This window comes from Rahnella inusitata, assembly GCF_965118895.1.
GTDB lineage: Bacteria > Pseudomonadota > Gammaproteobacteria > Enterobacterales > Enterobacteriaceae > Rahnella > Rahnella inusitata_A.
In genome coordinates, this window is record NZ_CBCPJJ010000008.1 from 283,505 (window position 1) to 299,494 (window position 15,990).

Here is a 15,990-nt window from a genome sequence, read left to right on the forward strand (position 1 = left end):
CAATAGGGTTTTAGAACAGACAGGGGCGACGGCGGTGAATTTTCAACAACTCAAAATTATCAGGGAATCAGCGCGATGCAATTACAACCTGACCGAAGTATCGAACATGTTGTTTACTTCGCAGTCAGGTGTCAGCCGCCACATCCGCGAGCTGGAAGACGAGCTGGGCGTCGAGATTTTCATCCGTCGTGGCAAGCGTTTGCTGGGGCTGACTGAGCCGGGTAAAGAGTTACTTGCCGTTGCTGAGCGTATTCTCAACGAAGCCCAGAACATCCGGCGGCTGGCGGACGTCTTCTCGAAAGAGGACGCAGGGGTGCTGACCATCGCCACCACGCATACGCAGGCGCGTTACAGTCTGCCTAAAGTCATCAAAGCCTTCCGCGCCATCTACCCCGGCGTCAGGCTGGAGCTGCATCAGGGCTCTCCAAACGAAGTGCTGGCGATGTTGCTCAGCGGACAGGCGGATGTCGCGATTGCCAGCGAAAAACTGATGAACGATACCTCCGTTGCGGCATTCCCGTATTACCGCTGGCATCACGCCATCGTTGTTCCGCAGGGACATCCGCTGACGTTGCAGCACCCCGTCACGTTGCAACATCTCAGCGAGCAGCCGTTGATCACTTACCGTCAGGGCATTACCGGCCGTTCGCGTCTCGACGAAGCCTTTAGTCGTGCCGCACTCAGCCCGGATATCGTGCTCAGCGCGCAGGATTCTGATGTGATCAAAACCTACGTCGAACTCGGTTTAGGCGTGGGTATTCTCGCCGACAAAGCTTACGAAATCGCCCGCGATACCGGCCTTCAGCTCATCAATGCCGAACATTTATTCGAAGCCAACACCGTCTGGCTGGGTCTGAAAAGGGCGCAACTGCAGCGCAACTATGTCTGGCGATTTATCGAATTATGTAATCCGGGGTTATCGGTGAATGATATTAAGGAGAAGGTCTTTGCGTCGGGGCAGGAGAGTGAGACGGTAATTGACTATCAGATCTGATAGTGCGGGGCTGCGCACTGGGCGGAATTTAATTTTAATTTCAATTTCATGGTTAAGACGTTGGGCTGCCGCCCAAATTGGCCCAAAGGTCAAGGTCGTGGGTTGCCACCCACACTGGCCTTAAGGGCGGCTTATCGCCGCCGCCCTTAAGAATCCCGGGCTCTTTAAAACACCTGCCATGCATCCCGGCTATGTTTCAGCGGCTTTCGCTATTGCCGCAAAATCCCGCCGCTGCGCGGTTCCCTCCGGTCGGGTTACAACCCGCGCAAACAGACGCGCGGTTTTCCACCTCTTCCTCGGCGTGATTTTTGAACGCGGCCACAGGCTTTTTAGGTCACAACTTCACCGGCTCAGGATCATTATAAAAAACCAAATACGCTGTTCAAATTTTCTGTTTTTTGTTTTTTTGTTTTTTGTTTTTTTTAAATGGTGAGATGGCGCGATCAAAAATCCAGCTGAACGGAGCGGCTTCGAGACCAATGGCTCGAAGACCGAGTGAAGGTAGCACGAAGTGCCTGGATTTGCGGCACCCACGGAATTTACAGAACACGGCCATCGGTCCAGCGATAGCGCGTGTTAAAAAAAACGTGGGAGATCAAAGAGGGAGGCGCTTTCCTCCCTCTTTGGCGGTTTCGGTGCAGTGGGTAAAGTGGTCACTGCAATTGAGAAACCGAAATATTCTCGGTCAGGTTTAAAAGCCGCCCCGTGCGCGCGCCCCGCACAAAAAAAAGCCGGTTATAAACCGGCTTTTCACTCACATCAATAATCCCAGCGTTTGCTAAGCAGCGGGCTTAGCAATAACGTTGCGATTTTCCATCCGCACTTCTGCGATCGCTACATCAATGATGTCACTCTGACGGTAGGCCACTTCGCCCTTAATCAGAACGGTGCCGGTGTCTGCGCTGCATACCAGCTCGTCGCGCACGCTGTGCAGGAACGGAGCCGGAATGAAAGCGACGGCGCCGATATCTTGCAGGCGGACACGCAGGCCGCCACGGGTGACATCGATGATTTCCGCGCTGAACTTAACGTCAGTGCCGACTTTATCTTCCAGATAACGTGCATACAGCCAGTCTCCGACGTCGCGCTCGGCCATGCGGTTGGCGCGGCGGCGCTCAGCCAACTGGACAGTCATCTCATCCTGTGGTTTCTCAGCAGACTGGTTCAGGATCATCGCTTTCAACAAACGATGATTCACCATATCGCCGTATTTACGGATAGGTGATGTCCAGGTTGCATACGCTTCCAGACCCAGACCGAAGTGCGGCCCCGGCGTGGTGCTGATTTCTGCGAACGTCTGGGAACGACGAATGCGGCTGTCGAGGAACTGCGTTGGCAATGCGTCAAGCTTGCGGCGCAATGCGCAGAAGCCCGGCAGGGTCAGCAACTCTTCGGCGTTGGCCTCCACGTCGTTGGCCTGCAATATAGTCACAGCGTTCTCAACCAGCAACGGATCGAAACCGGTATGCACGTTATAGACGCCGAAACCGAGGCTGTCGCGCAGGGCGATAGCAGCACACACGTTGGCGGCGATCATCGATTCTTCCACGATGCGGTTAGCGATACGGCGGTGCTCGGCGACAATTTCCAGCACGTTGCCTTTCTCACCCAGCACGAAGCGGTAATCAGGACGATCTTTAAACACCAGCGCGTGTTCGGTACGCCATGCGCTGCGCACGTCACAGACGCGTTTCAGCAGGCGAATTTGATCGGCGATCACATCGCTGGCTGGCTGCCATTCGCTCTTCTCATCCGCTTCAAGCCAGTCAGAGACATTGTCGTAGGCCAGCTTGGCTTTGGATTCAATGGTGGCGGCGAAGAAACGAATGTCGCTGCCCAGTGCGCCATCGGTGCTCAGCGTGACGGAACACGCCAGAACCGGACGGCTGACGTCTGGCCACAGGGAACAGATATCATCGGACAATTCGCGCGGCAGCATCGGGATATTAAAGCCCGGCAAATAGTTGGTGAATGCGCGTTTTTTAGCGGTGTTGTCGAGGTCGCTGCCTTCGGCGACGTACGCCGTCGGGTCAGCAATCGCGATGGTCATTTGCAGGGTGCCGTCGCCATTGTCTTTCACAAACAGCGCGTCATCCATGTCCTGCGTACTGCCGCTGTCAATCGTGACAAAAGGCAGGGCGGTCAGATCTTCGCGGGTCAGACCTTCATCGCGCAGTTCAGCTATCTCAGATTTTGGTGCTTCACGTTCCAGATTATGACGTGCCAGGGTGACCCACCACGGCGCGAGGTCGTCGGTGCCGGTGGTGATCCACTCGGTGATTTCAGCCTGGAAGCTGTGATCGCCTTCTTTTAGCGGATGACGGCGCATTTCGGCCACACACCAGTCGCCATCGCTCACTTCGTGATTGATGTTGCGCATGACGCGGCACTGAATGGCATCGCGCAATAAAGGATGATCGGGAATGATGGAAAGACGGTCGTCTTTCCTGGTGACGCGACCTACAAAGCGGCTGAGGAAAGGTTCAACCAGGGTTTCCGGCTGGACGACTTCACGCTCTTTTTCGGTTTGCAGGGAGGCGATCACGCGGTCCCCGTGCATGACTTTTTTCATGTACGGAGGCGGAATGAAATAGCTTTTTTGACCGTCTACTTCAAGAAAGCCAAAGCCTTTCTCAGTGCCTTTCACGATGCCTTCGACACGTGGAGTCTGAGAGTGAAGTTGCTGTTTTAGCTGCGCGAGCAGCGGGTTATCTTGAAACATATCGTCCAGAGAATTGGGGGTTAATGTGGCTCGATTAGCGGCAGACAGTTTTACGCGATCTGACCCCGTCGGGCAAGCTCTTATCCCCCTTTCGCCTCATAACCCTGAAGCGAAAGAGGGGATTTACGGCATGCCTCGCAAAACGGTTTAGGCGATACGTTGCAGATCGACAGTTTGCTCGCAGCGACGAATAGTCACCGGAACGGCTTTCGAGGTCGGGGTGTGGGTTTGGTCACCAAAGCTGGACATCGGCACCAGCGGGTTTGTCTCCGGATAATAAGCCGCCAGATTGCCGCGCGGAATATCGTAACTCACCAGTTTAAATCCGCTGACTTTGCGCTCTACGCCGTCGTTCCACAGTGTTTCGATTTCCACCAGCTCGCCGTCTTTCAGCCCCAAATCAGCCAGATCCTGAGGGTGAATGAACAACACTTCGCGCTGGCCATACACGCCGCGATAGCGGTCATCAAGACCATAAATCGTGGTGTTGTACTGATCATGCGAACGCAAAGTTTGCAGGGTAAACGGCGCATTCTGATCCCCCATCGGGATCAACACTTCCGGCAACGGTGCGGCGCTGAAATTGGCTTTGCCGCTTAAGGTATTGAAGTTCAGCTCTGCCGCTGCATTGCCCAGATAGAAGCCACCTTTGATGTCGCAGCGTGCATTGAAATCTTTGAAACCAGGAATGGTCGCTTCGATGTGATCACGGATCAGGTTGTAGTCATCCGCAAGAGCCATCCAGTCGAGGTATTTGTCACCAAGCACCGCATCGGCGATACCGCAGATTATTGCGGTTTCGGAACGCTGCTCTTTCGACAACGGGATACCTACGCCTTCGGAAGCGTGAACCATGCTGAAGGAATCTTCGACGGTGATAAATTGCGAGCCGGTGGCCTGCATATCCAGCTCGGTACGGCCCAGCGTCGGCAAGATGAGTGCTTCGTGGCCCGGCGTCAGGTGGCTGCGGTTCAGTTTCGTACTGATTTGCACTGACAGATCCAGATTGCTCAGTGCCTGCAAAGTTCGCGGTGTATCTGGCGCGGCAGCGGCCAGATTCCCGCCGAGGCAGATAAGGACTTTGGCATCGCCACGCAGCATCGCTTCGAGCGCTTCCACGGTGTTATGGCCCGGCGTGCGCGGTGGCGTAAAGTTGTAGTGTTTTTCCATCGCATCCAGCAGGGCTTTCGGCGCTTTCTCGTCGATGCCCATGGTGCGGTTACCCTGCACGTTACTGTGACCACGCACCGGACACAAACCAGCGCCCGGTTTGCCGAGTTGCCCGAACAGTAATTGCAGGTTGGTGATTTCGCGCACGGTTGGCACGGAATGTTTATGCTGGGTAATGCCCATCGCCCAGGTACAAATCACGCGGTCGGCATGCATATAGATAGCCGCGGCTTCGCGCAGATCCTGTTCACTCAGGCCGGACTGCCCGGTGATTTTTTCCCAGCTGGTAGCATCAACTATCGCCAGATAGTCGTCCACGCCCACGCAGTTCTGCGCAATAAATTCATCGTCGAACAGGGAAGGCTGGCCGGAGGCGATGCGTTCCCGGTGCGTCTGCAACAGCGCTTTGACGATACCGCGCACGGCGGCCATATCACCACCGAGATTCGGCTGATAGTAGGCAGAGCTGATGCGACCGGCTTTCGGTGTGACGACTTCCAGAGGTTTTTGCGGATCGGCGAAACGTTCTAAACCGCGTTCACGCAACGTGTTGAAGCTGACGACTTTCGCGCCGCGATCGGCGGCGTGACGCAGGCTGTGCAACATACGCGGGTGGTTGGTGCCGGGATTCTGGCCGAAAACAAAAATCGCGTCGGCCTTTTCAAAATCATCCAGACGGATGGTGCCTTTACCGACGCCGATACTCTGTTTCAGGCCGACGCCGCTGGCTTCGTGGCACATGTTGGAACAGTCAGGGAAGTTGTTGGTGCCGAACATGCGGCCAAACACCTGATAAAGATAAGAGGCTTCATTGCTGGCGCGACCGGAGGTGTAGAAATCCGCCTGATCCGGGCTTTCCAGACCTTTAAGATGGCTGGCGATCAGTGAAAAAGCCGCGTCCCAGCTGATCGGTTCGTAATGGTCGGTGGTGCGGTTATAGCGCATCGGGTGGGTGAGGCGTCCCTGATATTCAAGGAAGTAATCACTCTGTTCACGCAGTTTGCTGACGCTGTGCTGCGCGAAGAATTCAGGCTCGACCGCTTTGCGCGTTGCTTCCCAGCTGACGGCTTTCGCGCCGTTTTCACAGAAACTGAACGTACTGTGGTTATCATCACCCCAGGCACAGCCCGGACAGTCAAAACCGCGACCTTTGTTAACACGCATCAGGTTGCGCAGGTTGGAGAGGACTTTCTTACTGTCGAAGACGAAACGGGTGGTAGATTCCAATGCACCCCAGCCACCGGCCGCGCCGTGGTAGGGTTTGATCTCAGTTTTGAATTTCATAATTATGCTTCGCAGGTGGCTTTTATCTTGTCTGGAAACAATCGGATCGACCAAATGTTAATCCGTTTGTTAATTTTATGTCACAAGTTTAGGAGGGGGATGGAGTTACGTCTAATCGAATGCCGTGATGGTGTGATAGAAACCGTCTATCGCGGGGATTTATCGCAGCGTAATGCAAATTTTCTAAGACGGGCGGGCGTTTAAAGTCAATTTCAAAGGTTTCAAAAACAGTATCTTGCGATAAAGAAAATTGATTACGTCAGTCACTGCCTGTTTTGGCGTTTAAGCAACCAACTTGTAACCGAATCGTTTCATTATGAAATGCTTAGCAAAAGACTAAGGGTTTTTCTGAAGGCTGTTTTCAGGCACCCTATGCCGCAGATCTCGATCTATGACTTTTTTGTATGATTATTTGTATAGATGCTGAGCGGATTTATGTTCAGGTCAATGCGGCACGTTTAAGGAAGATTCAGTGAAACGTAGTGTAATAAGTGTTTTATCTTGTGTGTTGTTGTTCTCTGCGGGCAGTGCGAGCGCTGTTGCGCCACTGGATTTCCCGGTTGTTCCCCCGAGCATTGACGCCGCGTCTTTTGTCCTGATGGATTATGCCAGCGGTGATGTGCTGGCGGCAGGGAACCCGGATGACCGTCGCAACCCGGCCAGCCTGACCAAACTGATGACCGGCTACGTGATTGACCGCGCGCTGGATCAGAAAAAAATTACGATGAACGACATCGTGACCGTGCCGCAGGAAGCGTGGGTCGCCGGTAACAAAAGTCTGGAAGGTTCCTCGCTGATGTTCCTCAAACCGGGCGATCGCGTTTCAGTACGCGATTTGATCCGCGGCATTATCATTACCTCAGGTAACGACGCCTGTGTCGCCATGGCCAATTACGTGGCGGGCAGCCAGGACAGTTTCGTCGGCATGATGAACAAATACGTCGTGAGCATGGGGCTGACCAATACCCATTTCGAAACCGTACACGGTCTGGATGCGCCGGGTCAGTACACGACTTCCTATGATCTCGCCAAACTTTCCCGCGCGATTATCGGTGGCGAACCTGAGGAATATAAAATGTATAGCGAGAAATCGCTGACGTATGACAACATCACTCAGCAAAACCGTAACGGCCTGCTGTGGGATAAAAACTTACAGGTTGATGGCCTGAAAACCGGTCACACCGAAAGTGCTGGTTTCAACATTATCGCATCGGCCACGCAGGGCGATCGTCGTCTTATTGCTGTTGTTATGGGGGGCAAAAGCTCGAAAGGGCGTGAAGAACAGGCGCGCAAACTGCTGACCTGGGGCTTCCGCGAATACACCAGCAAGCAAATATTTAAAGCCAATCAGACAGTCTCCAGCGAGCACGTCTGGTTTGGGGCGAACGATCAGGTGAAAGTCGGTTCACTGAGCGACGTGTTTATTAGCGTTCCGCAAGCCGATGCCGACAAGCTGAAAGCCCAGTACGTGCTGACCAATCCGCAGGTCGAAGCGCCGCTGAAAAAAGGTCAGGAGCTTGGCAACATTAATATCGTGGACAACGGTAAAGTGATCAAAACTGTTCCGCTGGTGGCGCTGGAAGACGTCGCGCAGGGCGGGATCATCAGCCGTGCGATTGATTACATTAAACTGAAGATCTGATTTTTGCCCGTTAAAAAGCCAAAGGCGCCAAGAGGCGCCTTTATTATTTCACTCTCGATCTGTCATAACTTCACATCAAACTTCCCGGCTTCCCACAAAGTGTAATTGGCTGGAAACGGCGCGGTGTGAATGGCACAGTGCTCAGAACAACGGCATCGGTGTTCAGAAAACCTTGGAAGAGAAATCCGTTTTTACTTCGCTTTCAATATAGGTATTGAGACCCCAGCCGGATCGCGCCAGTTCTTTCATCTTCTCGAGATGTTCCGGACCGGGATGGCGGATGTCGTATAAATACACGTGGTTATTCTTAAAGCGGACTTTGATCGAGTTGGCATCTATCTGGAAGCTGACAACTTGTGAATCACCGCTTTTGTTGGCGTAATTTTCCATGCTGCATCCTGTGAGCTAAGCCTGATATCGGGCGACATGCTCTATTAACCACGTTCATCGATTTCGCACAGGGCGGAAGTTCACAGTTTGCGCAACGCACGGAAAACTAACAGAACAATACGCCCATGAGGTTACCCCTCATGGGCGTCGTACGTTACAGGTTTTCAGTCACGATTTTTGCGGCGGCGGCTAAAACGTCCTTACGGGCTTTGGCATCCTGCTGCGGCTGGGTGAAATAGGTCACCAGAATCAGCGGCGCGTGATTCTCAGGCCAGATAACGGCGATATCGTTGGTCGTACCGTAATCACCGCTGCCGGTTTTATCCCCGACTGTCCACGAAGCCGGCAGACCGGCGCGGATACTGGCAGCACCGGTGGTGTTACCCTTCAGCCATGCCACCAGCTGCGCGCGCTGCGGTTCGGCCAGCGCATCACCCAGCGCCAGTTTGCGCAGGCTTTGCGCCATCGCCAGCGGGGACGTGGTGTCACGCTTGTCGCCCGGAATTGCGGTGTTGAGTGTCGGTTCAGTACGGTCGAGACGGAATGTCTCATCGCCGATCGAGCGCGCAAACTGTGTCACTTTCGCCGGGCCGCCGAGATGCGCGATAAGTTTATTCATCGCCACGTTGTCACTGTATTCAATCGCCGCTGCGCCGAGTTCGCCAAGCGTCATACCGGTATCGAGATGCTTTTCAGTAATCGGGTTGTAGTTCACCAGATCTGACTTTTTGATATCTACATGCTTATTCAGCAGGTTTTTATCTTTCTCACTGGCTTTCAGTACGCCCGATGCCGCCATCACTTTACTCGTACTGCACATGGCGAAACGCTCTTCGCCATGGTAAACGGTCTGTGAGTTATCGGCGGTATTGATCATCGCCACGCCCAGACGGCCACCGGTGCTTTTTTCCAAATCAGACAGTTTTTGCTGCACGGCTTTGGCCTGCGCAGGCGTCTGAGCCCATAGCGGCGCGCTGGAAAATAACAATGGCATCAGGGCGACGGTCAGCAGCGCTTTATGACGAAATGTATTATTGAACATAGAAATCCTTATCTGTTGTAGTACGGAGGTCGGCAATATCCCTGTTTGACGGATTATTGACAAGCGAGAATAATTTCGCGCAGGATAAAGAAAAACTTATGGATAAGGCATTATGCGGACATCTCTGCCTCTCAACGCGCTGCGTGCTTTTGAAGCCTCAGCCAGACATCTCAACTTTACCCGTGCTGCGCTTGAGCTGAGTGTCACGCAGGCAGCGGTCAGCCAGCAAGTGCGTTTACTGGAAGAACAGCTGGGCACTGCGCTATTTAAACGATTGCCGCGCGGACTGGAGCTGACCGACGAAGCGTTGGTGCTGTTGCCGGTTCTGACCGAGGCCTTCAGCCAGATCCAGACCGTACTTAAGCGTTTTGAGGGCGGGTATTTCCACGAAGTACTGACCATTGCGGTGGTCGGCACCTTTGCAGTCGGCTGGTTGTTGCCAAGGCTGAAGGCGTTTCGCGAACAACATCCCTTTATCGAACTGAAAATTCTCACCAATAATAACGTGGTCAATCTGGCTTCTGAAGGCCTGGATTTCGCCATCCGTTTTGGCACGGGCACCTGGGCGGCGACCGATAACCGGCTGCTTTTCGACGCACCGCACACCGTTTTATGCTCTGCAGAAATCGCCCGCCGTTTGACGAATCCCGAATCTCTGACCAAAGAAATACTATTGCGTTCATACCGTCCTGATGAATGGGATAAATGGATGACGGCTGCCGGGCTGACACCGTGGCGGGCGACGGGCGCGGTGTTTGATTCCTCGCGTCTGATGGTGGAAGCCGCCATGCAGGCTGAAGGCGTGGCGCTGGTGCCGGTATCGATGTTTTCCCGCGAGCTGGAGAGTGGAAATCTGGTACGGCCTTTTGCGACTGAAATCACGCTCGGCAGTTACTGGCTGACGCGGCTCAAATCTAAACGCATGTCATCCGCGATGCAGGTCTTCGACGACTGGATTAGCAGGGAGTTGCTGGTGGTATCAGAGCGATAGTGTCGAAAGGGAAAAGCACCGGCGGAGAACCGGTGCCGAAAAGCAGGATTATTTCAGCAGGAAAGAGTGATCAAACGTGCCGGTCACGTTGAGTGCAACGGGCAATAATCCCTGAGCGTGATAGAAATCCGCCGTTTGCTGTTGCTGTGTTTCGGTCGCTGAATCGATTGCCTGCCAGTAAGATTTGCGCCGTTCAAATGACAGCTTTGCCGCATCGAGCGGGAAGCCGATAATCTTCGCCAGCTTGCCGCTGTAGGCATCCAGATTTTTATACGCCCAAACCTGCGCGTCGCTCAGACGCTGGAGATAGTCGGCAATCGCCTCACGTTTGCTCTGATCTTTCAGCGCCGTATCCGTTGCCGCGAGGAAGCTGTTGCCCGACCACAGGCCGCGTCCGTTAACCAGAACCCGCAGATGATCCTGCGTTTCTGCAAACGCGGTGTAAGGTTCCCACGTCGCCCAGACGTCCACGGAACCTTGCGTCAGCGCCAGTTTGGCATCGCTCGGCGGCAGAAAGCGGAAGGTGACATCTTTGGCACTCAGCCCGGCAGATGCCAGCGCTTTCAGTGCCACGAAATGCCCGATAGATCCACGGTTGGTGGCGATACTTTTGCCTTTCAGATCGCCCGCCGTTTTAATCGGACTGTCGGGCCTGACCAGCAACGCGGTGCCATAGGCGTCCGATTTATCCACCGCGATAGCTTTCAGCTGCGCGCCGGCAGCCTCGGCAAACAACAGCGGGGCATCTCCGATAATCCCGATATCCACCGCCTGCGCGTTCAGCGCTTCTGCCAGCGGGGCAGCGGCGGGGAATTCCGACCATTCAATTTTGTACGGCAAATCATCCAGTTTGCCCGCCGCTTCCAGCTGTGCGCGCATATTCCCTTTTTGATCCGCCACGCGCAGTGTCACAGATCCGGCAAATGCCGCAGATATACTGCCGATCAGTGACACAGCCAGCAGAAGATTTTTCACATTCAATCGCATTGCAATTCCTCAGACCAGACTGGCGCGGGCAGGTTGATGACTGGCCTGACGGGCAGCGATTTTCTGCTTCGTCAGCGGGATCAGGTGCTTGCCGTAGTCGACAGCATCATTAAGCGGATCAAAGCCACGGATCAGGAACGTAGTAATGCCCAGATCGTAATATTTGAGTAGCGCGTCGGAGACCTGTTCAGGTGTCCCCACCAGCGCCGTCGAGTTAGACCCGCCGCCGATCAGCCCCGCGATGCCGGTCCACAGGCAACTGTCGAGCCGGTCACCTTTTGCCACCGCATCCAGCAAACGCTGCGCCCCGACGCTTTGGGGTTTGGCCGCCAGCACCTGACCATTTTTCTCCTGCTGTGCTTTGGCTTTTGCCAGGATCTCCTCGGCCTTCGCCCACGCTTCTTCCTCAGTGTTGCCAAGAACAGGGCGGAACGAAATGCTGAAGTTTATCTCCCGCTGGTGCGCTGCCGCCGAGGCTTTCACTGCGGCGACCGTTTCCGCGGCGCTTGCCAGCGGTTCGCCCCACAGCGCAAAGACATCAGCATGTTTACCGGCCACGCGGATGGCCTCTTCAGAGGAGCCACCAAAGAATACCGGCAAACGTTGCTGATGGGGTTTGATGGCGGAGAAGGCATTCTCTGCCTGATAGAATTTGCCCTGATGATTGAAACCTTTTTCTGAATACCAGCTTTTTTTCAGGACATCGATATATTCATCAGTACGCTGATAGCGGCCAGACTTAGGTTCGAAATCACCGTCACGGCGCTGTTCTGCATCGCTGCCACCGCTGATGATATGCACCGCGACGCGGCCATCCAGCAGGTGATCGAGCGTTGCAAGCTTGCGTGCCGCCAGCGTGGGAGCAACAAACCCGGGGCGGTGCGCCAGCAGGAAGTGAATACGGGAAGTGTGTGCCCCTGCATGGGCAGTCACCAGAAAAGCGTCCGGCTGGTCAGAGGCGTAGGCCACCAGAATGCGGTCAAAACCCGCGTCTTCGTGGGCTTTGGCGAAGTCGGCGATGTATTGCTTATCAAAAACCGGACCGGTCGGCGGGATGATTTCAGACGCCAGCCGGTGGCCGATCATCCCAATAAATTGCACGCTCATGAGCTGTCTCTCCTCGGGTCAGAGGCCAGCGGAGGGGGGGCTGCGCTGGCAGGAGTTATCACCATAAACGGCTTATTACTATGTTAGAAATTCATTATATTGATAAGATAATATTAAAAATGCGCATTAAAGAGTCCTGTCCTGACGTTTGCTGTTCTCAACGATTATCATTATCATCCCCACATTAAAAATCCTTCCCCGAGGTACTATGCCTAAGTTCATTCCTTCGTTGTTGATCTCCTGCCTGCTGCTCGCTGGTGCGGTGCAGGCCAAAACGGTCACCGATATTTCTCAACGCACGGTTGAAGTCCCCGATAATCCACAGCGCATCGTCGTCGGCGAAAGCCGGATGTTATATACGCTGGCGCTGGTTCAGGACGGAAACCCTGCGCAGCATGTGGTGGGATGGCCGGGGGATATGGCGTCGCTGGATGCGCAGAGCTGGGCGATGTATCTGAAAGCCTTTCCTGACATCGGTAAGATCCCGTTGCTTGGGCAGAATAACTACACCCAGATGAACGTCGAGAAGGTTATTGCGCTGAAGCCAGATCTGGTGATTTTGCCCGTTTACGCCAAAAAGCAGGACGATCACGATGTGATGCAGGAAGCCCTGACCAAAGCGGGGATCCCGGTGATCTACGTTGATCTGCGTGTCGATCAACTGCATAACACGATCCCCAGCGTGAAGCTGTTAGGCGATGTCCTCAACCATCCCGAAAAAGCGGCGCGTTTTATCGCCTTTTATCAGCAGCATATGAGTCGCGTACAACAACGTATTGCTGCCTATCAGGGAAAGAAGCCTACAGTGATGTTGCAGTTGCATCTGGGGCGGCGTGAAGCCTGTTGTACCACGGTTTCTCACGGTAATCTGGCGGATCTGCTGGCGTATGCGGGTGGCGATAACATTGCTAAAGGCGCGTTTAAAAGCGTGTATGGCGATTTAAACCCGGAAGCGGTGATCGTCGCAAATCCGGATGTGTATATCACTACCGGTATGGCGGGGCCTGAAGGCAAGCGAGTGTCGAATCTGATGCTGGGCCCGCAGGTCACACAGGAAGAAGCCGCGCAGAGTTTCCGTCAGGTGATGGATCAGCAACCGGTGCTTTCCACGCTGAAAGCCGTGCGGGAAGGGCGTGCGTACAGCGTCTGGCATAACTTCTACCTCAGCCCGTACCATCTGGTGGATGTAGAAGTGTTTGCTAAAGCGATGTATCCGCAACTGTTCAAGGATGTCGATCCGCAACAAACCATGAAAGATCTTTATCAACAGTTTCTGCCGGTGCCGTTCAGCGGGACTTACTGGAGTACGTTACCTGCTAAGTAACAGGTGAGGAAAAATGTAAAACGAATAACGTAAACCGTAAAACCAAAACCGGCACATCTCTGTGCCGGCTCTGATCAACTTATCAATCTTAAACGTCCGTTTCTTGCTTGTTAGAAATCCACCGCTGCCGAGAGCACCACATTGCGCGGTTCGCCTTCAATCACGCGTAAATTTCCGGCACTTGAGGAGTAATACTCTTTATCGAACAAGTTATTTACGTTGAGCTTAATCTGGGTATGTTTGCCCAGCAGTTGGTTATCCCAGGCGATAAATGCATCGGCTACGGTGTAATCCGGCAGCGTGAAGCTGTTTTCCGGGTCACCCGCACGGGTACCGACATAACGCGCACCGCCGCCTACGCGGAAATCTCCCGGCACGACTGACCAGCGCATCGTGTGGCTGAGATAAAGGCTGCCCATGTTGGTTGGCGCATTCACCAGACGATTACCAACGTTGGCAGAATTCACGTCATCTTCGGTGATTTCCGTTTTGTCGTAACTGTAGTTGGCGGTCAGATCCCAGTCTTTGGCTATTTCTCCATTAAGTTCCAGCTCCGCGCCGGTCGAGCGTGCTTTCGGAATATTGCGGGTTACGCCGTTAATGAAGACGGACATGTCTTCTTCATCAATGCGATACACCGCCAGCGTGGCATCCAGACGCGGTGAAATCTGCCATTTGGTACCCACTTCATAGGTGGTGCCGCTTTCCGGGGAGGCCACGTTGCCGTTGTCATCCACATCGGTGGAAGGCGTAAAGGATTTACTGTAGTTGGCGTAGAACGAGAGGTCGTCCGTGAGTTTGTAAACCACGCCCACCTGCGGCAGGAATTTGTCATCGGTATCATCCAGACTTTGGGTGGGATTCAAAAAACCGGATGTCTGCTTCTGGTTGTAATGCTGGTAACGCCCCCCGACTACGCCGATCCATTTATCGGTCAGATGAATACTGTCTTTCAGGTAGATGGATTTGTTATACAGCGTATTACGCAAATTGCTGTTGCTGTCGGAATAAGTGCTGCTGTTGGTAATGGGTTCAACGCCGTAGACCGGATCGTACATGTTAAACGTACTGAAGGTTTTGCCACGATACGAGTACTGCTTATAGGTTTCGTTTTTCTCGTAATCGACGCCAATCAGCAGGTCATTCATCATTCCGAAGATTTCCTGATTACCGATCCAGTCCCATGACGTATAGCTGGTCTGATGGTTGAATCCGCGATTAGCATCCGCACGGCGGGTCACGGCGCCGGTTTCGGTATTTACTGCGGTGGCGCGGACTTCATTGCTGTCATAACGGCGCTGCTGCCAGGCGTAGGTCAGACGGGTTTTCCAGTCTTCATTCAGCTGATATTCCCACGTGGTATTAAGGCGCTTGGTTTTTCCCCAGGCGTGGTTAGCCAGTTCGTCAAGACGACGGTTATAGGGGATATCCAGTGGTTTGCCGTTGGAGAACACCGTCCCGCGATCGTAGGGAATGTCGTATTTGTATTCCTGATAACTGATGTTGAAACTGGCTTTTTCACCGAACCAGCTCAGCGACGGCGCGAGCAGGGTATGGGAATCGCTGCCAAAGTTGCGCCAGTAATCTTCATACTGGCGCTCGGCTATCATACGAAATGCGAAACCATTGCCCAGAGGACCGGTAACGTCGAGAGTTCCCGCTCCGCCCCCAAATCCGCCGGTACGGCCACTGACGCGGGTATTCCACTCATACTGCGGTTTTTTGGTGATCATGTTGATCACGCCGCCGGGGTTTTGGATCCCATACAGCAGTGACGCCGATCCTTTGAGCACTTCGATATGATCAATCGTCGAATCAAACCCCAGCCCCTGATTGCTGCGCACGCCATCAATCAGAATTGACCCGTCACTGTTCGCCCCAAACCCGCGCTTCACGAAACCATCTTCCGTTCCGCCCAGCGTATTTCCCTGTGTGACGCCGCTGACAAACTTCATCGCGTCATCCAGAGACGTCACATCGTAATCCTGAATCATCGACTGCGTGACCACGCTGACTGACTGCGGCGTTTCATTCAGCGGCGTATCGCTTTTGCTGGCCGTCGAGCTCTGCGTTGCGCTGTAATCGGTGGTATCCAGCGCATTGGCTTGCGCATTCACGGTAATAGAATCTTCAGAAGGCTGCGTCGCCGCGAGGAGAGGCGAGCAGTGGAGAATAGCTACAGCAACGACGGATTTCTTAAATCCACTGAGGAGAGTCCCGCGCGGGACATGAGTGAAAGACATGTGAGTGATTCCCTGAAATAAAATACAACCAAGTAAATACAAATGATAACGGTTTGCATTCTAATTGGGGGATTTACGAAAGGAAACAAAAAAG

General features: G+C 53.8%; 11 protein-coding genes. 4 read left to right on the forward strand and 7 right to left on the reverse strand.

All coding sequences use genetic code 11. The annotated features are described in order from the left end of the window. The first annotated feature begins 34 nt into the window (after positions 1 to 34). Positions 35 to 994, forward strand: a complete 960-nt coding sequence (cbl, locus tag ACMHLI_RS07180) for an HTH-type transcriptional regulator Cbl (protein ID WP_413528852.1) — start codon at positions 35 to 37, stop codon at positions 992 to 994. Positions 995 to 1,772: 778 nt separating this feature from the next. Here the strand turns inward: cbl and ACMHLI_RS07185 are convergent. Continuing rightward, positions 1,773 to 3,716, reverse strand: a complete 1,944-nt coding sequence (locus ACMHLI_RS07185) for an exoribonuclease II (protein ID WP_413528853.1) — start codon at positions 3,714 to 3,716, stop codon at positions 1,773 to 1,775. Between the two features lie 147 nt (positions 3,717 to 3,863). Continuing rightward, entirely contained in the window at positions 3,864 to 6,170 is a 2,307-nt protein-coding gene (locus ACMHLI_RS07190) for an FdhF/YdeP family oxidoreductase (RefSeq protein WP_413528854.1), read from the reverse strand. Between the two features lie 472 nt (positions 6,171 to 6,642). Here ACMHLI_RS07190 and ACMHLI_RS07195 point away from each other — a divergent pair, with 472 nt between their 5' ends. After that, complete coding sequence (locus ACMHLI_RS07195) at positions 6,643 to 7,812, forward strand: serine hydrolase (protein WP_413528855.1); 1,170 nt, start codon at positions 6,643 to 6,645, stop codon at positions 7,810 to 7,812. 162 nt (positions 7,813 to 7,974) lie between these two features. Here ACMHLI_RS07195 and ACMHLI_RS07200 read toward each other — a convergent pair whose 3' ends face one another. Both ACMHLI_RS07200 and bla read right to left on the reverse strand, forming a co-directional pair. Then, positions 7,975 to 8,202: a hypothetical protein gene (locus ACMHLI_RS07200; protein WP_112167741.1), complete on the reverse strand. Its 228-nt coding sequence runs from the start codon at positions 8,200 to 8,202 to the stop codon at positions 7,975 to 7,977. A 154-nt stretch (positions 8,203 to 8,356) separates the two neighbouring features. Beyond that, positions 8,357 to 9,244, reverse strand: coding sequence for a class A beta-lactamase (gene bla / locus ACMHLI_RS07205; protein ID WP_413528856.1), 888 nt, complete (start codon positions 9,242 to 9,244; stop codon positions 8,357 to 8,359). 112 nt (positions 9,245 to 9,356) lie between these two features. On the opposite strand from bla, the gene ACMHLI_RS07210 reads away from it, so the two are divergent. After that, on the forward strand, positions 9,357 to 10,235 hold the full coding sequence (locus ACMHLI_RS07210) for a LysR family transcriptional regulator (protein ID WP_413528857.1): 879 nt from the start codon (positions 9,357 to 9,359) through the stop codon (positions 10,233 to 10,235). Positions 10,236 to 10,283: 48 nt separating this feature from the next. On the opposite strand, the gene ACMHLI_RS07215 is transcribed toward ACMHLI_RS07210, so the two are convergent. Continuing rightward, complete coding sequence (locus tag ACMHLI_RS07215) at positions 10,284 to 11,222, reverse strand: ABC transporter substrate-binding protein (RefSeq protein WP_413528858.1); 939 nt, start codon at positions 11,220 to 11,222, stop codon at positions 10,284 to 10,286. A gap of 9 nt (positions 11,223 to 11,231) precedes the next feature. Next, a complete protein-coding gene (locus tag ACMHLI_RS07220; RefSeq protein WP_413528859.1) occupies positions 11,232 to 12,329 on the reverse strand; it encodes an LLM class flavin-dependent oxidoreductase in 1,098 nt (365 codons plus the stop codon). 208 nt (positions 12,330 to 12,537) lie between these two features. Here ACMHLI_RS07220 and ACMHLI_RS07225 point away from each other — a divergent pair, with 208 nt between their 5' ends. Beyond that, positions 12,538 to 13,653 carry an ABC transporter substrate-binding protein gene (locus tag ACMHLI_RS07225; protein WP_413528860.1) on the forward strand — a complete coding sequence of 372 codons (1,116 nt, stop codon included), beginning with the start codon at positions 12,538 to 12,540 and terminating at the stop codon, positions 13,651 to 13,653. Positions 13,654 to 13,763: 110 nt separating this feature from the next. Here the strand turns inward: ACMHLI_RS07225 and ACMHLI_RS07230 are convergent, their stop codons facing one another. Further along, positions 13,764 to 15,896, reverse strand: coding sequence for a TonB-dependent siderophore receptor (locus tag ACMHLI_RS07230; protein ID WP_413528861.1), 2,133 nt, complete (start codon positions 15,894 to 15,896; stop codon positions 13,764 to 13,766). Between the last annotated feature and the right edge of the window lie 94 nt (positions 15,897 to 15,990).